18 protein-coding genes and 2 riboswitches are annotated in these 18271 nt (G+C 63.8%); of the genes, 7 read left to right on the forward strand and 11 right to left on the reverse strand.

Annotated features, from left to right (window positions below; all coding sequences use genetic code 11):
* Nucleotides 1-2: 2 nt before the first annotated feature.
* Nucleotides 3-293: a hypothetical protein gene (locus EV664_RS08445; RefSeq protein WP_133495247.1), complete on the reverse strand. Its 291-nt coding sequence runs from the start codon at nt 291-293 to the stop codon at nt 3-5.
* Nucleotides 290-2674, reverse strand: a complete 2385-nt coding sequence (locus tag EV664_RS08450) for a ribonuclease R family protein (RefSeq protein ID WP_133495248.1) — start codon at nt 2672-2674, stop codon at nt 290-292. Before EV664_RS08450 ends, EV664_RS08445 begins: the two co-directional genes overlap by 4 nt.
* Nucleotides 2675-2772: 98 nt before the next feature.
* Between EV664_RS08450 and glpD the strand changes: the two genes are divergently transcribed.
* Together glpD and EV664_RS08460 are read left to right on the forward strand one after the other, a co-directional pair.
* Complete coding sequence (gene glpD, locus EV664_RS08455) at nt 2773-4245, forward strand: glycerol-3-phosphate dehydrogenase (RefSeq protein WP_133495357.1); 1473 nt, start codon at nt 2773-2775, stop codon at nt 4243-4245.
* Between the two features lie 5 nt (nt 4246-4250).
* A complete protein-coding gene (locus tag EV664_RS08460; RefSeq protein WP_133495249.1) occupies nt 4251-4784 on the forward strand; it encodes a hypothetical protein in 534 nt (177 codons plus the stop codon).
* A gap of 71 nt (nt 4785-4855) precedes the next feature.
* Here the strand turns inward: EV664_RS08460 and proS are convergent, their stop codons facing one another.
* A complete protein-coding gene (proS, locus tag EV664_RS08465) occupies nt 4856-6388 on the reverse strand; it encodes a proline--tRNA ligase (protein ID WP_133495250.1) in 1533 nt (510 codons plus the stop codon).
* A 58-nt stretch (nt 6389-6446) separates the two neighbouring features.
* On the opposite strand from proS, the gene EV664_RS08470 reads away from it, so the two are divergent.
* Both EV664_RS08470 and EV664_RS08475 read left to right on the forward strand, forming a co-directional pair.
* Nucleotides 6447-7343 (forward strand): DMT family transporter, encoded by an 897-nt coding sequence (locus EV664_RS08470; RefSeq protein WP_133495251.1) that lies wholly within the window; start codon nt 6447-6449, stop codon nt 7341-7343.
* Between the two features lie 226 nt (nt 7344-7569).
* The gene (locus tag EV664_RS08475) at nt 7570-8046 is read left to right on the forward strand and encodes a YybH family protein (protein ID WP_133495252.1); all 477 of its coding nucleotides are present in this window, start codon (nt 7570-7572) and stop codon (nt 8044-8046) included.
* Here the strand turns inward: EV664_RS08475 and EV664_RS08480 are convergent.
* From EV664_RS08480 to EV664_RS08515, 8 genes are all read right to left on the reverse strand, one after another.
* On the reverse strand, nt 8031-8669 hold the full coding sequence (locus EV664_RS08480; RefSeq protein ID WP_133495253.1) for a DUF938 domain-containing protein: 639 nt from the start codon (nt 8667-8669) through the stop codon (nt 8031-8033). The genes EV664_RS08475 and EV664_RS08480 overlap by 16 nt on opposite strands.
* A complete protein-coding gene (locus EV664_RS08485) occupies nt 8669-9199 on the reverse strand; it encodes a CcdC protein domain-containing protein (protein WP_229668181.1) in 531 nt (176 codons plus the stop codon). Before EV664_RS08485 ends, EV664_RS08480 begins: the two co-directional genes overlap by 1 nt.
* A gap of 63 nt (nt 9200-9262) precedes the next feature.
* On the reverse strand, nt 9263-10147 hold the full coding sequence (locus tag EV664_RS08490; protein ID WP_211338488.1) for a formate/nitrite transporter family protein: 885 nt from the start codon (nt 10145-10147) through the stop codon (nt 9263-9265).
* Between the two features lie 89 nt (nt 10148-10236).
* Complete coding sequence (gene gcvPB, locus EV664_RS08495) at nt 10237-11769, reverse strand: aminomethyl-transferring glycine dehydrogenase subunit GcvPB (protein WP_373287502.1); 1533 nt, start codon at nt 11767-11769, stop codon at nt 10237-10239.
* Nucleotides 11770-11798: 29 nt separating this feature from the next.
* Nucleotides 11799-13157, reverse strand: a complete 1359-nt coding sequence (gene gcvPA, locus EV664_RS08500) for an aminomethyl-transferring glycine dehydrogenase subunit GcvPA (RefSeq protein WP_133495255.1) — start codon at nt 13155-13157, stop codon at nt 11799-11801.
* A gap of 95 nt (nt 13158-13252) precedes the next feature.
* A complete protein-coding gene (gcvH, locus tag EV664_RS08505; RefSeq protein WP_133495256.1) occupies nt 13253-13624 on the reverse strand; it encodes a glycine cleavage system protein GcvH in 372 nt (123 codons plus the stop codon).
* A 3-nt stretch (nt 13625-13627) separates the two neighbouring features.
* Entirely contained in the window at nt 13628-14776 is a 1149-nt protein-coding gene (gene gcvT, locus EV664_RS08510; protein ID WP_162848803.1) for a glycine cleavage system aminomethyltransferase GcvT, read from the reverse strand.
* A 62-nt stretch (nt 14777-14838) separates the two neighbouring features.
* Nucleotides 14839-14929, reverse strand: a riboswitch (glycine riboswitch).
* A gap of 1 nt (nt 14930) precedes the next feature.
* A riboswitch (glycine riboswitch) is annotated at nt 14931-15025 on the reverse strand.
* Nucleotides 15026-15106: 81 nt separating this feature from the next.
* On the reverse strand, nt 15107-15832 hold the full coding sequence (locus EV664_RS08515) for a hypothetical protein (RefSeq protein ID WP_229668182.1): 726 nt from the start codon (nt 15830-15832) through the stop codon (nt 15107-15109).
* Nucleotides 15833-15879: 47 nt separating this feature from the next.
* On the opposite strand from EV664_RS08515, the gene ispH reads away from it, so the two are divergent.
* From ispH to rnhA, 3 genes are read left to right on the forward strand one after another with little or no spacing between them, the layout of a single operon-like run.
* Entirely contained in the window at nt 15880-16827 is a 948-nt protein-coding gene (gene ispH / locus EV664_RS08520) for a 4-hydroxy-3-methylbut-2-enyl diphosphate reductase (RefSeq protein ID WP_133495257.1), read from the forward strand.
* A 21-nt stretch (nt 16828-16848) separates the two neighbouring features.
* Complete coding sequence (thrB, locus tag EV664_RS08525) at nt 16849-17808, forward strand: homoserine kinase (RefSeq protein WP_133495258.1); 960 nt, start codon at nt 16849-16851, stop codon at nt 17806-17808.
* Nucleotides 17805-18248 carry a ribonuclease HI gene (gene rnhA / locus EV664_RS08530; protein ID WP_133495259.1) on the forward strand — a complete coding sequence of 148 codons (444 nt, stop codon included), beginning with the start codon at nt 17805-17807 and terminating at the stop codon, nt 18246-18248. The genes thrB and rnhA overlap by 4 nt, the downstream gene beginning before the upstream one ends.
* The last annotated feature ends 23 nt before the right edge of the window (nt 18249-18271 follow it).

Consider the following 18271-nt stretch of genomic DNA (forward strand, 5'->3'; position numbering starts at 1 on the left):
GGTCAGCGATAGAAAAGGATCGCCGCCAGCGCGATGGCGACAGCGATGCCGAGCCAGATCCACGCACGGCGTCGACGCGTTGCTGCGATATCGGCATCGAGCGCCGCGACATGGACATAATAACGGCCCGGCGCGCCCTCGCCAACAATGCCGTGCGCGATGAGATAATCGAGCGCCTCGCGCTCCTCGGCATTGGCGATCTTCACCGGCTCGGCATCGTCCGGCGACAAAGCGTGTCGGGCGAGCAGCGGCTGAACGACGCGCAGCCGCGTGGATTCGGGGAAGATGCTCATCGTTTCTTGCCCTGATGCCGGATATTGCCGGGACGGCCGCGCCGTTTGACGATCCGCTTGGGCTTGCCCTTATGGCGGAATTCGCCGCCGCCCGCCGATCCCTTGCCGTCGGGCAGTTCAAAGCGAAGCGCGCCCGATACCGGATTGGCCTCGACCAGTTTCAGCGGCAACCGTTGGCCCAGCGTGAAGCGCTCACCGCTATGATCGCCGATCAGGCTGTGGCTCGTTTCGTCATAGCGGAAATATTCGGTGCCAAGGTCGCGCGCCGGGACCAGTCCGTCGCCGCCGATCCCGTCGACGGTCGCGAAAAAGCCGAAGCTCTGCACGCCGGTGATCCGCGTCTCCATCACCTTGCCGACATGTTCGGACAGATAAGCCGCGACATAGCGGTCGACCGTGTCGCGCTCCGCCTCCATCGCGCGGCGTTCGAGCGAAGAGATCGTCTCGCCCACCCGCTCCATATTCGCCGCATCCTCGGCGCTCAGCGCGCCGGGGCCAAGGTCATAGGCAGCGACCAGCGAGCGATGCACGATAAGATCGGCATAGCGGCGAATGGGCGAGGTGAAATGCGCATAGCTGCCAAGGCTCAACCCGAAATGGCCGTGATTGGCCGGACCATAATAGGCCTGGGTCTGGCTGCGCAGCACCTGCTCCATCACCTGCGGCCGGAAATCGGCATCGCCGACCCGGTCGAGCACGCGGTTGAAGGTAGCCGGTTTGATGACCTGCCCCAGCGCGAATTCCACATCGAAAGTCTTGAGATAATCCTGAAGCGCGACCAGCTTTTCGCGGCTCGGCGTTTCGTGGATGCGGTACATGACCGGCGCTTTCTTTGCCTCCAGCGCCTTTGCGGCCGCGACATTGGCGGCGATCATATAATCCTCGATCAGCTTGTGCGCGTCCAGCCGTTCGCGCGGCGCGACCGACATGATGCGGCCCTTTTCATCGAGCACGATCCGCCGTTCGGGAATGTCGAGGTCAAGCGGCTCGCGCCGCTCCCGCGCCGCGTACAGCGCCTTCCAGCAATCCCAGAGCGGTTTGAGCGCGGTATCGACGAGGTCGCCGAGCCCGTCGCGCCGGCGCAGGCCGGGGCCGTCAGCGTCTGCCGCAACCGTTGCGTCGCTATCCTCCGGCGGCCCCGGGCTGCGCCGGGGCAACGTCTGCTCCTCCGCAGCATCGATCGCTGCCTGCGCATCCTCATACGCTATATTCGCCGCGATCCGCACCACCGCCCGCGAGAAGCGCCACGCCCTGATCGCGCCGTCCGGGCCGATGGTAAGGTGGCACGCCATCGCCGCGCGATCTTCGCCTTCTTTCAGCGAACAAATATCCGCCGACAGCGTTTCGGGCAGCATCGGGACGACGCGATCCGGGAAATAGACACTGTTGCCACGCCGACGCGCCTCGCGATCCAGCGCCGATCCGGGGCGGACATAGAAGCTGACATCGGCGATCGCGACGATCGCTTTCCACCCGCCCTTATTGGCCGGATCGTCGTCAGGCGTGGCCCAGACGGCATCGTCATGGTCGCGCGCATCGGCCGGATCGATCGCGACGATCGGAAGCGCGCGCAGATCCTCCCGCCCCTGCCAGCCTTTTTCTTTGGAAGCCGTTGCCGCCTGTCCCATCGGCACGAACTGGCCAAGCGGCTGCTTCGCGACGCGCTCCGCCTCTTCCAGCACGTCCTCGCCGAAGATATGCGGGATTTCGTGTTTGTGGATCGCGATCAGCGAAAAGCTCTTCGCCTCGAACGGATCACCCAGTCGCTGCACCACTTTCGCGGTAATGCGCGGCGGTCGCCCGGCCTTTTCCGCCATCACCAGATCGCCCGCCTGCGCCCCGCCGGTGTCCGACACGGGAAAGTCCCGCTTTTCCTTTTTCTCCAGCCCCTTCAGCCAGAATTTGCCGCCCTCTTCGTGCAGCACGCCCATCAGCGGTTCGGCCCCGCGCTGCAGCTTCTTCATCGGATGCGCGAGCCAGCCCTTCCCCGCTTCTTCGGTGCGCGAGAGGATGCGATCGCCGACGCCCAGCGCCCCGCTTTTCGACCGCTCGCGCACGCGAAGCCGGGGCGGCGGTGCGTCCTCGGCTTCCCAGCGCTCAGGCTCGGCCCAGACATTACCGCCTTCATCCACATCGACGATGCGCAGCACCGTCACTTTGGGCAGTCCGCCCATTTTGTGAAAGGCGCGGCCCGGCGCGCTGTCGATCAGCCCTTCATCGCCCATGTCGCGCAGCAATTTTTTGAGCGCGATCTTTTCCTGCCCCTTGATCCCGAAAGCGCGCGCAATCTCGCGCTTTCCCGCCGGTTGGTCGGAATCGCTTATGAAATCAAGAATTTGCTGGCGCGTTGGCAAGCCGGGCGGTTGTTCTTTTCTGGTCATTGTCGAGCGCAAGATAGGGATGGTTCGTATCCGCGTCACCCCGCAAGGCGGATATGACGGCTTCAACCCGGCGAAGCGAAGCGGTAGAGGCCGACATAATGATGTACGATCTTCTGGTTGTCGGCGGCGGGATCAACGGCTGTGCGATCGCGCGTGAGGCTGCGATCAACGGTCTTAGCGTGCTGTTGGTGGAAAAGGACGATATCGGCGCGCATACTTCGTCGGCGTCGAGCAGGCTGATCCATGGCGGTTTGCGCTATCTGGAATATTATGAATTCCGGCTGGTGCGCGAAGCGCTGCGCGAGCGTGAGCGGTTGTTGCAGGCAGCGCCGCATCTGATCCGGCCGCTCGAATTCGTCGTGCCGCAATCGGGGTCGCAGCGCCCGTCCTGGATGGTGCGCGCCGGGCTGTTCCTTTACGACTGGCTCGCAAGTTCCTCAATGCCGCGTTCGCGGCGACTGAATGCGAAGGACCGGCTGCTCCGGCTGGCGCTCAAGACCGCCGATAGCGGGTTCGTCTATTGGGACGCATGGACCGACGATGCGCGTCTCACCCTCGCCAATGCGCTCGACGCCGCCGAACTGGGGGCAGAGGTCTGGACGCGCGCCGGGCTGGTATCTGCGCAGCGCGAGGGCGACCAATGGGAGGTAGCGCTCGATACCGGGCAGAGCGTGCGCGCCCGCGCGCTGGTCAATGCAGCCGGCCCATGGGTCAGCGAATTGCTCAACCGGATCGGCGTCACCACGAAATCGAAGGTCCGGCTGGTCAAGGGCAGCCATATCATGGTCAGCCGCCTCTATCACGGGCGTCAGGCCTATCTGTTGCAGCAGCCTGATGGCCGGGTCGTCTTTGCGCTTAATTATGACAGCGATTTCACCACCATCGGCACCACCGATGTTCCGGTCGACACGCCCGAAGACCCGCGGATCGGCGAGGATGAGATCGATTATCTGATCGGCGCGGCGAACCGGCATTTCCAATATCCGATCGGGCGGCACAATGTCGTGCACAGCTGGTCGGGCATTCGCGCGCTCTATGACGATGGTGCCGACGATGCGAGCGCGGTGACGCGCGATTATGTGCTCGAACTCGATACCCACGGCCCCGCCGCACTGTCGATTTTCGGCGGCAAGATCACCACGGCGCGCGCGCTTGCCGAGGATGCGATGGCGAAGCTCGCCCCCGTTCTGGGGCTGAGCAAGGTCAAAAACAGCCGGGGCCGCGCCTTTCCCGGCGGCGATATCGGCGATTTCGACGCTTTTCTGGAACAAGTGCGCACCCGCTTCCCGTTCCTCGGCGATTCGCGTTCGCTGCGCATGGCGCGTGCTTATGGCTCGCGATTGTTCGACATGCTCGACGGGGTGGAAAGCGAAGCGGCCATGGGCCGCGCATTCGGCGACGGCCTGACCGCGATCGAAGCGAAATGGATGCGCAGCCGTGAATGGGCATTGACGGCAGAGGATGCGCTGATGCGGCGAAGCAAATGCGCGGTGCACATGACCGAAGCCGAGCGCGAAGACTTCGTCCGCTGGTGGAACAGCGAGGATGGCGCGGTGGAACTGGAGATTTGACCGGCATGCTACGGATCGCACTGACTGCCCTGCTCGCGCCGTTGCTCATGCCGTTGCCCGCACAGGCAGCGCCGCAGGACCCCATGACGATGCCGATCGAAAAGCTCGAAGACATCGCGCCCGATCAGCATCCTTCGGCCTATTTCATTCTCGCCCGGCGCGCATTCGAAGCGGGCAAAAAGGACGCGGCCGTGCGCTGGCTCTATGTGGGTCAGCTTCGCTGGCGCGTATATCTGAAGGCCAATCCCGACTTGCCGCCCGACGGCGATCCGGCCCTGTTCGCGTCGATGATGGAGACCATCGGGCGTCCGATCAATGAATGGGCGGGCGGCAATGTCGGGCAATGGACGCAATCGCTCCAGGCCGCGCTCGACTGGGATGCCGAACATCCCAACGGCTTCACCCCGAAAGCGGAGCACAAGGCGGAATATGCGAGCGTCCGCAGCGGGTTGAGCGACTTCATCGCCACGCTGCGCGAACAGCGTGACTCGATCGCGAGAAGCCGCGCGGAAAACAGCCTGATAAACCGCGCCGACTGAACCGTCCGGGCGCGACAGCGAATGCGGGCGCGGTGAGCGGGAAAACCCCGCGCTGGCCGCGCCCGCGATGCTTAATATGCGCGGGCGACCAATATCCGTTCGACCGCCTTGTCACCGGTGAAGATGCAATTGCCGTCGGCGGCGGGCGCATCCATCGGCACGTTGCGGATGGTGAGTTTCAGCGCTTTCAGCCGCTCGACCACGTTCGCGAGCGCCGCGCCGGTCGGGCGCGACCATTGCACCTCGACCCAGCCGGGATATTTGCCGCCTTCGTCGAAGAACTTCTCAAGCTCCCCGAACGTCTCGACGCCGCGCCGGATCGACCCGTCGAGACGCGAGCGAGCCTCATCATACAACGCCTGCTGAATCTCTTCGAGCATCGTCGCGGCGCGGTCCACAAAGTCGTGACGCTCCATGATCTCGCTGGCGAGCTTGCCGTCATCCTTATAGAGCGAAGTGCGGCGCAGTACCGACACATTGCCGCCCGCGACATCGCGCGCGCCGACTTCGACGATGATCGGTGCGCCCTTCTTCACCCAGCTCCAGCGCTTGGTCGCAGCCTTGACCGGCTTGGTATCGAGCAGCACGCGGACCGGCTCGTTGATCGCATTGAGCTGCGACAATTGCGCGCGCAGTTCGTGGCAATAGGACAGCACGCGCTCATCCTCATGCTGATCGCGCAGCATCGGCACGATCACGATCTGGTGCGGCGCGACGCGCGGCGGCACGCGCAGGCCATCATCATCGCCATGGACCATGATCATGCCCCCGACCATGCGCGTCGACATGCCCCAGCTCGTCGTATAGGCGAGCTGGAACTGGCCCTCGTCATTCTGGAAGCGGATATTCTGCGCTTCGGAGAAGGTCGTGCCCAGAAAGTGCGAGGTGCCCGCCTGAAGCGCCTTGCCGTCCTGCATCATCGCTTCGATCGACCAGGTCGCGTCGGCGCCGGGAAAGCGTTCATTTTCGGACTTTTCGCCGGCGACCACCGGCATGGCGAGGCAATCCTCGGCGAAGCTGCGATAGACTTCGAGCATATGCATCGTCTCTTCGCGCGCGCCCTCTTCGGTGGCGTGCGCGGTATGGCCTTCCTGCCAGAGAAATTCGCTCGTGCGCAGGAACATGCGCGTGCGCATTTCCCAGCGGACGACATTCGCCCACTGGTTGATCAGCACCGGCAGGTCGCGCCAGGATTTGATCCAGCGCGAGAAGGCCGCGCCGATCACCGTTTCGGAGGTGGGGCGCACGACCAGCGGCTCTTCCAGCTTCGCCTCGGGATCGGGCACCATCTTGCCGTCCTGCATGACAAGCCGGTGATGCGTGACGACCGCCATTTCCTTGGCGAAGCCGTCGACATGCTCGGCCTCTTTCTCGAAATAGCTCAGCGGGATGAAGAGCGGGAAATAGCAATTGTCGTGCCCCGTCGCCTTGATCCGGTCATCGAGCAGGCGCTGGATGCGTTCCCAGATGCCATAGCCCCATGGGCGAATGATCATGCACCCGCGCACGCCGGACTCTTCGGCAAGGTCAGCCTCGCTGATCACCTGCTGATACCATTGGGCGAAATCGTCCTCGCGGGTGACGGAAAGGGCGTGCTTGGGCATGGAAACTTTCATGACTAAAGGGTTTGTCGCCCGCTTACCGTCAACCTAAGGCAGGTCAATGGCAAGCGTGCGCGGCAATCCGGATCATATATTGGGTGGAATAGGGCTGCGCCTGTTCGCGATTCTATGCCTCGCATCCATGGCGGCACTTATCAAGCTTGTCGAAGCGAGCGGCGCGAACCTTATCGAGACGCTGTTCTTTCGGCAGACCTGCGCGGTGCCGCTGGTCCTTGCCGTGATGGCGGCGGGGCCGGGGCTTGGCGCGATACGAACAAAGCGGCCGGGCGCGCATGCGCTGCGCACCGGAATCGGCCTGATGGGCATGTTCGCCAATTTCGGCGCGATCATGCTGCTGCCGCTTGCCGAAGCGCAGACGCTCGCCTTTACCGCGCCGATCTTCGCGACGATCCTCGGCGCGTTGGTGCTGCGCGAACCGACCGGGTGGCATCGCTGGGGCGCGGTGCTCGCGGGCTTTGCCGGGGTGCTGATCGTCGCGCGGCCGGGCAGCGGGCATATCCCGCTGGTCGGGGCGCTGGTAGGGCTGGCCGCTGCCTTCTTCGTCGCGCTGATCGCGATCCTGCTGCGCCAGATCGGCCGGACCGAGGGCGCGACCACGACCGTTTTCTGGTTTTCAACGCTTTCGGTGCCGCCGCTAGGCCTTGCCTATCTCTGGAATTATCAGCCGCACGATCCGCTGACCTGGGCAATGCTGATCGCCATCGGCCTGATCGGCGGCGCAGGCCAGCTGGCGCTGACCGCGGCGCTGCGGCTGGCGCCGGTATCGGTGGTGGTGCCGATGGACTATTCGGGGCTGATCTGGGCAACGCTCTATGGCTATATGCTCTTCGGCATGTGGCCGACACAGGCAACCTGGCTGGGCGCGCCGATCATCATCGCCAGCGGCCTGTATATCGTCGCGCGCGAACAGCGGCTCAAGCGGCTTCGCGCAGCGTGACGGCATGTTGCAATGACTGTGCCTGACAGACGGAAACGTCATCGCGAGAAGGGCGGCGACGAAGCGATCCGGAGCGATGGCGTGCGCCGCTCTGGATTGCCGCGCCCCTACGCGGCTCGCAATGACGATCCTGTTCCGGGTTCGGATCGATTGCGGTCGGCATAAGCCTGCTTGACGGGCCACGCGATTTGTCCGCAGGATCGGCAATCGCAATCAGGAGAATGGCATGACGATGTGGCGCATGGTGCTGGCCGGAGCGGCGCTCCTGATAGCGACTCCCGCCATCGCGCAGGAGGATGCCGCGCGCTCGCCGCTTGCCGGGATGCTCGCCGCGCGCGAAACGGCCCTGGCACAGGCGCTCAACAGCGGCCATGTCGCCGACGCGGTCGATTTCTATGAAGACGATGCGCTGCTCCTCGCCCCCGGCGAACCGCCGATGCAGGGGGAGAAAGCAATTGCGAACGTGCTTGCCGGGTTCGCTGCGGGAATGCGCAATCTGTCGGTTACCCCTGCGCTGATCCGCCCGCTGGGCGATGACTATGCGCTGGTGCTGGGCATCCAGTCGTTCGAGCAGCCGGGCGAAAACGGCACGTCGGACGTAATCCGGATGAAATACCAGTCGATCTGGCATCGCGGTGATGACGGCGTCTGGCGGCTTGCCAGCGACATGATGAACGCCATGCCCGATCAGCCCGCGCCCTGACCCTTACGATAGATCAGCATCAGATTATTGGCGGGCATTGCCACTCGTTCGGCCCGCATAAAGCCATTTTCACTGGCGAGCCTGTCGATATCGGCCGTGCTGCGCAGGCCCCATTCGGGGTTGCGCTGCCGTAACGCGCGGTCGAATTCCAGATTGGACGGCGCGGTTTCGATATGGGGCTCGATATACGGGCCGTAGAGGATCAGCGGCCCTCCGGAGGGGAGCAGCGCACCGCTCCCCCGAAACAGGCCTGTAGTCGCTTCCCGGCGGCTGATATGCACCATGTTGATGCACAGCACCGCATCGGCGCGATTGACCGGCCAGTCGGGCACCGACGCATCGAGCTTGAGCGGGCGCCGGACATTGGGCAGCCCCGCGCACCATGCTGCGATTGACGCCAGCGCGGTCTCATCCGGGTCGCCCGGCTGCCATGTCAGCGCCGGGAAGCGCCGGGCGAAACAGGCGCAATGTTCGCCGCTGCCGCTCGCCACTTCGAGCACGGTGCCGCTATCGGGCAGATGCCGCGCGAGCACGTCGCCGATCGCATCGCGGTTGCGCAGCGTCGCGGGAGCGTGCTTGCGCGCCTCGCCCGGTTGTTCGCCCGCGATCCATGGCCCGATCATCAGCGGCGCGCCCGCGCATCCTCCAGCAGCCGCCGGGCGCGCAGATACATTTCGATCCGCTGCGCCGAGAACATGCCGATGGCAAAGGCGATCAGCACATCGGTTACGACCAGCGGATCGACATGCATCTCTCCGCCATAGCCGCCCGGCCCCATGGCGATCCGCGCCCCCTGACGCACCAGGATCAGCGCGACGATGAACAACAGGCTGGCAGGTGATGCCTTTTGGTTGAGCGCATGGCTTTCGGGATCGACATGAATTTCCATCATCCGCCCCCGCTGCCAGCCCAAAGCCGCACCGAGCAGCAGGCCGACAGCGGCGAACAGCCAGCCCGCCACGGTCGGCGGATGGGTGGCGAACGCCATCGCGCCGAACAGCATATAGATCGCCGGGAGCAGCCAGAGCCGCTCGATCTTCAGCGGACGAAGCCGGTTCATCGACCGCAGGCGAAAGGCAAGGACGGCGAGCACCACCAGAGCGGTGATGCCATAGGAAATCCACATATTCGGCGATTGTGCTCCGGCGTCCATCGTTAGCCCCCTCAGCCAGTATCGCTTTCGTGAATACTGCTCCGGGCGGCCGCGCGCAAATGCTCAGCGATGGATTTCGCGATGCACCTGCGCATGGGCGAGGAAGGTGAACAGCGCGGTGCCGCCGACGACGTTGCCGATCAGCGCGGGGAACAGGAAGCTGCCGATCGCCCATGGCAGCGATACCGTCCCGGCAATCACCAGCACCCATGCCTCGCACGATCCGGCAACGACATGCGCGAAGCCGCCCCATACGATCAGTCCGGTCAGCAGCATGATGATCCAGACGCGCTGCCCCGAAGAACTGGGCATCAGCCAGACGATCACCGCGAGCAGAAAACCGCTGGGAATGCCGGTCAGAAAGGTAGCCCATGCGTCATGTTCGAGGATCACTTTGCTCACCTCGACGATCGCGCCCTGCATCTCAGCGCCGCCGAAGCCGCCGATATGCGCGAACAGCGCAAAGGCGAAGGTGCCCGCCATATTCGCCGCCAGCACCAGCACCCATAGCCGCGCGGTGCGCCCCAGACTTGCCCAGCTCGGTTTTGTGGCAAGCGGCAGCACTGCGGTAATCGTGCTTTCGGTGAACAGCTGCAACCGGCCCAGAATGACGATGACGAACCCGACGGTATAGCCGATGCCGACCAGAAACTCCTTGGCGGGCGATTCGGGCAGGCGGACCTTCAGGATCGCCTCGGCAAGGATCGACATACCGATCGCGACGCCGGCCACCAGTCCCGACCAGAGCAGCGATGCGGCGGGGCGTTCGAGTTCCTCGATCCCCTGCCGCCGGATCACCTCATGCACCACCTTGGCAGGGGGCGCGCGGCGCTCCTCGACCTCGACCTCTTCCTCCTCGGAAATATTGGTCGCCTGTTCCTCTGCCTCTGCGCCGAGTTCCTCGTCGGATAGCGCGCCTTCGCGCAGTTCGCGCTCACGCCGGCTCACCGGGGCGCGCTCATACAGGGGATCGACCGAAGTTCATCGCGCTAGGACGCAGAGCCGCGCGCAAGGTTCCCCGGTCGATCGGCCGAATGCTATTCGGCAGCTTGTGCCAGTTCTGGCTCCTGCCACACCAGCACCGGCTTGCGTGCTGCTTGTGTCTCATCCAACCGGCGGCGCGGCGCGTGATAGGGCGCACCTTTCAGGCTTTCGTCGCCCGCCCGCGCCCGTTCGACCACCGAACGAAGCGCACCGATAAACTGGTCGAGATCGGCCTTCGACTCCGTTTCAGTCGGTTCGATCAGCATCGCACCATGGACCACCAGCGGGAAATACATGGTCATCGGGTGATAGCCCTCATCGATCAGCGCCTTTGCGATGTCGAGCGTGGATAGCCCCTCGGCAATACCGGCATCGCCGAACAGCGCCTCATGCATGCACGGGCCTTTGCCGAACGGCGCTTCGAGCACGTCCTCAAGGCTGCGCAGGATATAATTGGCGTTCAGCACCGCATCCTCGGCAACCTGACGCAGGCCGTCCGCGCCATGGCTCATGATATAGCTCAGCGCGCGCGTGAACATGCCCATCTGGCCGTGAAACGCGACCATGCGGCCGAACGACTGGCCGTGATGTTCGTCCGCCGTCTCTTCCTCGACAAGGTGGAACCCGTCGTCGCGCTTCTCGACAAAGGGAAGCGGGGCGAAGGGCGTAAGCGCCGCCGAAAACACCACTGGTCCCGACCCCGGCCCGCCCCCGCCATGCGGGGTCGAGAAGGTTTTGTGCAGGTTGATGTGCATCGCGTCGACGCCAAGGTCGCCGGGCCGCACCCGGCCGACGATCGCGTTGAAATTGGCGCCGTCGCAATAGACATAGCCGCCCGCTTCATGCACCGCGTCCGAAATCGCCTTCATATCGCGTTCGAACAGGCCGCACGTATTGGGGTTGGTAATCATCACCGCCGCGACGTCGGGGCCGAGCCGTTCCTTCAGCTTATCCAGATCGACGCGCCCGTCCGGCGTCACTGCAATCGCCTGCACCTTATATCCGGCAAAGGCGGCAGTGGCGGGGTTGGTGCCGTGCGCGCTTTCAGGCACCAGCACGACGTCGCGCTGTTCGCCTCGCGCCTCAAGCGCCGCGCGGATGGCAAGGATACCGCAAAGTTCGCCATGCGCACCCGCTTTCGGGCTCATCGCGACCGAGCTCATATTGGTCAGCTTCACCAGCCATTCGGCCAGCTCATGAATGCATTCGAGCGCACCCTGAACGCTGTCGACCGGTTGCAGCGGGTGAATATCGGCAAAGCCGGGAAGCCGCGCCATGCGTTCGTTCAGGCGCGGATTATGCTTCATCGTGCACGAACCCAGCGGGAACAGGCCAAGGTCGATCGCATAATTCTGGCGGCTGAGGCGGGTATAATGCCGCACCGTTTCGGGTTCGCTGAGGCCCGGCAGGCCGATATCCGACTGCCGTTCCAGACCGCCCAGCCGGGAAGCGGGCATATCCTCTTCGGCGAAATCGACGCCGGTGGTGCTGTTGTCCGCAATCTCGAAGATCAACGGCTCTTCGAGCATCAGCGCGCGATTGCCGGTAAAGGTCGGCGCGTCGTTGCTGCCCTGTGCGTCGCCCATTTCGGGACGCCATCCGCTCTGGTTGATGCTCATGCCAGCACCTCCTTCAGGCCATCGGCCAATGCTTGAATATCTTCCGCTTCGGCAGTTTCGGTGACCGCAACCACCAGCCCGTTGCCGAGCGCATCCTCCGCCGGATACAGCCGCCCCAGCGACACACCGGCCAGAATGCCGCGTTCGGCAAGTTCGCGCACAACCGGACGCGCCTCACGCGGCAACTTCACGGTGAATTCGTTGAAAAAGCTCTTGTTGACCAGCTCGACACCGGGGATCGCGGTCAGCGCCTCGGCGGCCTTTACCGCGCGGCCATGGTTGAGCGCGGCAAGCTTGCGCAGGCCAGACTCACCCAGCAGCGTCATATGGATCGAGAAAGCAAGCGCGCACAGCCCCGAATTGGTGCAGATGTTCGACGTCGCCTTTTCGCGGCGGATATGCTGTTCGCGGGTCGACAGCGTCAGCACATAGCCGCGCTTGCCCTCGGCATCGACCGTCTCGCCGGCCAGCCGCCCCGGCATCTGCCGCACCAGCTTTTGCGAACAGCCGAACAGGCCGACATAGGGACCGCCGAATTGCAGGCCGACGCCAAGCGACTGGCCCTCGCCCACCACAATGTCCGCGCCCATCTCGCCCGGCGATTTGATCGCCCCCAGCGCAACGGGTTCGGTAACCACCGCGATCAGCAACGCCTTTTTGGCATGCGCCGCCTCGGCCAGTTTCGACAGATCGCCGATCCGGCCCAGAATATCGGGATATTGCACCACGACGCACGAGGTATGGTCGTCAATTTGTTCGATCAGCGAATCGGTGTCTGGTTCCGCCGTCAGCTCGGGCGCGCCGGTGACCAGCGTGTCGCCGGTGAACTTCGCCATCGTATTGGCGACCGACACATAATGCGGATGCAGCCCGGTCGACAGGATCGCGCGGCTACGCTTCGTCACGCGCCCCGCCATGACGATCGCTTCCCAGCATGCGGTCGAACCGTCATACATCGAGGCGTTGGCGACTTCGGTCCCGAACAGGCGCGCGACCTGCGTCTGGAACTCGAACAGCATTTGCAGCGTGCCCTGCGCGATTTCGGGCTGATAGGGCGTGTACGCGGTCAGAAATTCGCCGCGCTGGATGATGTGATCGACGCTCGCCGGAACATGATGCTTATACGCACCGCAACCGAGGAAGAACGGCGCCTGCCCTGCCGTCAGATTCCTCGCCGCCAGCTTCGACAAATGGCGTTCGACCGCCATTTCGCTGGCATGCATCGGCAGGCCGGGGATCGCCCCGTTCAGCCGGGCAGCCTCCGGCACATCGACGAACAGATCGTCGATCGACTGCGCGCCGACCTTGGCAAGCATTGCCTGCCGGTCGTCCTGGGTTAGCGGAAGATATCGCATGAGCATTCCCGTCGCCCCGACGGAGGTCGGGGTCGTTCCTGTGTGTCGCACATCATTCAGCGGCCCCGGCCTCCGCCGGGGCGACGCCATGGGCTTTAGAGCTTCGCGATGAACGCGCTGTATTTCTCTTCGTCCATCAGACCTTCGAGCTCGCTCGCATCGGTCAGATCGATCTTGAAGAACCAGCCATCGCCCTCCGCATCGTCATTGACCAGCGCGGGCGTGTCTTCCAGTTCGCTGTTCAGTTCGACGACTGCGCCCGATACCGGCGAATATACGTCCGACGCTGCCTTAACCGATTCGACGACCGCCGCCTCATCGCCCTTTTCGAAGCGCTTGCCCTCTTCGGGCAGCTCGACGAACACGATGTCGCCAAGCTGGCCCTGCGCATAATCGGTGATGCCGACCGTCGCGGTGGTACCGTCGACGTCGATCCATTCATGGTCTTCAGTGAAATAGCGGGTCATCGGTTATGCTCCTGCTCGAACATAGCGGTGGGGGATGAAGGGCATTGCGGTGACGGTCGCGTGATGGACCTTACCGCGCTGCGAAACGGTGATTTGGGTGCCGGGTTCCGCCATGGCGGTCGGCACATAGGCCATGGCGATCGGCTTGCCTACGCTCGGCGCGAACCCGCCCGAGGTGACACGGCCGACCATGCTGCCCTCGGCATCAAGGACATCGGCGCCCTCGCGCACCGGCTGACGCCCGTCGATGATCAGCCCGACGCGCTTCTGGATCGCGCCCGATTCGCGTTCGGCAAGGATTCGTTCGGCTCCGGCGAACCCGCCCTCTTCGCGGCGGCGCTTCGACAGCGCAAAGCCGAGATCGGCAGCGACCGGGGTGGTTTCGGGATCGAGGTCGTGGCCATACAGCGGCAGTCCTGCCTCAAGCCGGAGCGAATCGCGCGCGCCAAGGCCGATCGGCTTTACTTCGGGCTGTTCGATCAGCGCATCGGCGAGCAAAGCAACCGCCTCGCCGGGAATCGAAATCTCGAACCCGTCCTCGCCGGTATAGCCCGACCGGCTGATCCATAGCGACACACCCTGCCAGTCGAACGCACCCGCTCGCATGAACACCAGATCGGCAACACCGGGGATCAGCCGCGCCAGCGCATCGACCGCTTTGGGACCCTGCAGCGCCAGCAGCGCGCGGTCCTCCATATGGTTGATCGTGATATCGTCAGCGACATGTTCGCGCAGCGTGCCGATATCGTCGAATTTCACCGCGCCGTTGACGACCATGTACAGATCGTCCGCGCCCGCTTCACCGAACGGATGGCCTTCGGGAAGCCGCGTCACCATCAGATCGTCGAGAATGCCGCCCGATTCGCTCAGGAGCAGCGAATAACGCATCCGCCCTGCCTTCAGCGCCTTTACATCACCGGGAAGCAGCTTTTCGAGTTCGCCATCGGCGCCCTCGCCCGAAAAGACCAGCTGGCCCATATGGCTGACATCGAACAGGCCCGCCGATTCGCGCGTCCATTGATGCTCGGCCATGATGCCTTCATATTGAACCGGCATTTCATACCCGGCGAACGGCACCATCCGCCCGCCCTGCGCGCGATGCCATGCATCGAGGGGCAGGCGTTCCAGTTGCTCTTCGGTAACGTCGCTCAAATGGATTCTCCGAACTGACAGCAATGCGATGAAATGCCGGAAACCGGCGCTGTTCCATCGCCCCCTCTGTCACGGAACCTGAGAGCTTTCCCCCTTGCGAGGTTACCCCTTCGGTGGAGACGATGCACATGCACCGGCTCGCTTTCCAGAGTGTCATGGCCGCGCGGTCCCGTTGGCCTGAGAGATTCCGGGGCGGTTGCTCCTTCGGCGCCCCGGATTTTCATCCGGGGACTCTCCCGCGCATGCCCGAACCGGTTGCCCGGTTTCGACATATAAAGTTTTCTACATATCCCGGTCGAAAGTCAATCGGGAACCGCTCGGCCGAACGGCTCAGCGTGTCATATTATAGCGAAGCTCTTCGCTGCTGAGCTGAAAACCGACCAGCGTTTCGAACGTCGCGCGGGTCACGGCCGCACGCACATCGGGCTCGTTCAGCGGGTCGATCGCGGCATTTTCATCGCCTGCCTTGCGCTTTTGCGTGATCTTGTCGCGAATTTCCTCAGGCAGCGTCGCTGCGGCGCGCGAAATCACGCTGCTTCCCTGTGCCGTGGTTTCAGCGCGTAGCTGACCCGCATCGAAATGCACCGTCGCCTGCGCGATTCGCTTGGCAGTCACGGCAGTCCCGCCGCGCACCACGGTAATGAAATAGGGGAAGCTGACATCGCGCGCCGCGGCCGAATCGCTGCGCCGCGCTTCGATTTTGAACGTCACATCGGTCATCACCTGATCGCTCGCATCGTTGCAGGTCGATCGCACATCGGTGATCGTCGCGGTCACGTCGATCGCCGAAGCGCTATAATCGTTCGCGCGTTTGAACAGCGTGATATCGCCGGTCCCGGCGGGAACGCCGACTTGCGGGCAGGCGGACCGGACCGCGGTGATGCCGACGCCGCTCGATACGTCGATCTGCCCTTCCTTGGCGCACCCACTCGCCAGAGCCAGCGGCACGAGGGCGAAAAACATTCCGGTCTTGCGGGAGATCACGGTCGGGCACACCTTTCTGAACAAAGCGGCCGTGCCGGGTTCGGCACGGTCGCGGTAAGCGGCGCGCACCATAGGAACCGCCTTTCGCCCGTGCAAGCAATCGCGTAGAGACCGACCCCATGGCCACCAAACCAGCAATCCAGCTTCTCATCGCCGCGCCGCGCGGATTTTGCGCCGGTGTCGACCGCGCCATCCAGATCGTCGAGATGGCGATCGAACGCTATGGCGCTCCGGTCTATGTCCGGCATGAGATCGTTCATAACAAATATGTCGTGGACTCGCTTCGCGACAAAGGCGCCGTTTTCGTCGAAACGCTCGACGATGTACCCGATGGCGTGCCGGTGGTGTTTTCCGCGCATGGCGTGCCCAAGGCAGTACCGGCAAAGGCCGAATCGCGCGGCCTGACCTATGTCGATGCCACCTGCCCGCTGGTGTCGAAGGTGCATCGTCAGGCCGAGCGGCTGGTCGCGGCGGGCAAGCATATCCTTTTCGTCGGGCATCGGGGCCATCCTGAGGTCATCGGCACCTTCGGCCAGGTTCCGGAAGGCGGAATGACGCTGGTCGAAACGGTCGCCGATGTCGAAGCGCTGTCGCCGGTCGATCCGGAGAATCTCGCCTTTCTGACGCAAACGACGCTGTCGGTCGACGATACCGCGTCGGTGGTCGCGGCGATGAAAGCGCGCTTCCCCAATATCGTCGCGCCCAAGGCGGACGATATCTGCTACGCCACGTCGAACCGTCAGGAAGCCGTGAAGGCGATTGCTTCCTCGGTCGATCTGATGCTGGTCATCGGCGCGCCCAATTCCTCCAACTCGCTTCGACTGGTCGAGGTCGCAGAGCGGCAGGGCACCGATGCAAAGCTGGTGCAGCGCGCCGCCGATCTCGATTTCGCATGGCTCGAAGGGGTCGGTTCGCTCGGTATCAGCGCGGGCGCGTCTGCACCCGAAATTCTCGTTCGCGAACTGGTCGACCGGATCGCTACGCGGTTCGAGGTCGACGAGCGCGAAGTGCGCACTGCCGAGGAAAATATCACCTTCAAGCCGCCGCGCGGTCTGCAGGCCGCCTGACCGGCGACAAAGGGGGATAGGATGGCTGTCTATACGCAGGTTCCGGCGGAGACGCTGGCCGAATTTCTGACTCGATTCGATGTCGGCGAACTGGTTTCGGCCAAGGGCATTGCTGAGGGGGTAGAGAACAGCAATTTTCTGGTCGAAACCACCGGCGGCCGCTTCATCCTGACGCTGTATGAAAAGCGCGTGGCGGCGGACGATCTGCCCTTTTTCATGGCGCTGCTCGACCATCTCGCCGGAGAGGGGCAGCCAGTGCCGCCCGCCGTTCCGGATCGCAACGGGCGCGAGATTCACGAGCTTCAGGGACGCCCGGCCTGCCTCATCCAATTTCTGCCCGGCGTATCGGTCAGCCATCCCACCGCCGGACAGGCCCGCGCCGCCGGACGCGCCATGGGGGCGATGCATGGCGCGCTGACCGGATTTTCGGGCTGGCGGCCCAATTCGATGGGCGTCGACAGCTGGAAACCGCTGTTCGAGCGCTGCGGCAGCGCGCTCGACCAGATTCGCCCCGGCCTGTATGGCCAGGCGGAGGCGATGGTCGACCATGTGCTTGGCCACTGGCCCAGCGCGGACGCCCTGCCCCGCGCGGCGATCCATGCCGATCTGTTTCCCGACAATGTCCTGATGCTGGGCGAAACGGTGACCGGTCTGATCGACTTCTATTTCGCATGCACCGATTTTCGTGCCTATGACCTTGCCGTCATGCACACGGCATGGAGTTTCGATGCCGATGGCCGAAACTGGTCGGCGGAAATCGGCGATTCGCTCGTTAAGGGCTATTGCGAGCGCTTTGCCCTCAGCGAAGCGGAACATGCCGCATTGCCGATCCTCGCGATGGGATCGTGCCTGCGCTTCTTTCTCAGCCGCGCCTGGGACTGGCTCAACACCCCTGCCGATGCGATGGTGACCCGAAAGGACCCGATCGCCTATCTAAACCGCTATCGCCATTATGCCGAGGGGCGGGCGCGCTTCGCATGAGCGAACTTCCGCATGTCGAGATCGCAACCGACGGCGCGTGCAAGGGCAATCCCGGCCCCGGCGGCTGGGGCGTGCTGCTCCGATCGGGCGATACCGAAAAGGAATTATCGGGCGGCGAGCGCAACACCACCAATAATCGGATGGAGCTGATGGCTGCGATTCAGGGGCTGAATGCGCTGAAACGCCCGTGCCGCGTTACGCTGTCCACCGACAGCAAATATGTGATGGACGGCCTGACCAAATGGATTCACGGCTGGCAGAAGAATGGCTGGAAAACCGCCGCGAAAAAGCCCGTGAAAAATGCCGAGCTCTGGAAGGAACTGCTGGCGGCGGCAAAACCGCACCGGGTCGAATGGAAATGGGTGAAGGGGCATGCCGGGGACCCCGACAATGAGCGGGCGGATAAGCTGGCCAGCGACGCGGCGATCGCCGCGCGCTGACCTGTCCGATTCGCGTTAGTCGC

This window comes from Stakelama pacifica (assembly GCF_004361835.1).
GTDB lineage: Bacteria > Pseudomonadota > Alphaproteobacteria > Sphingomonadales > Sphingomonadaceae > Sphingomonas > Sphingomonas pacifica.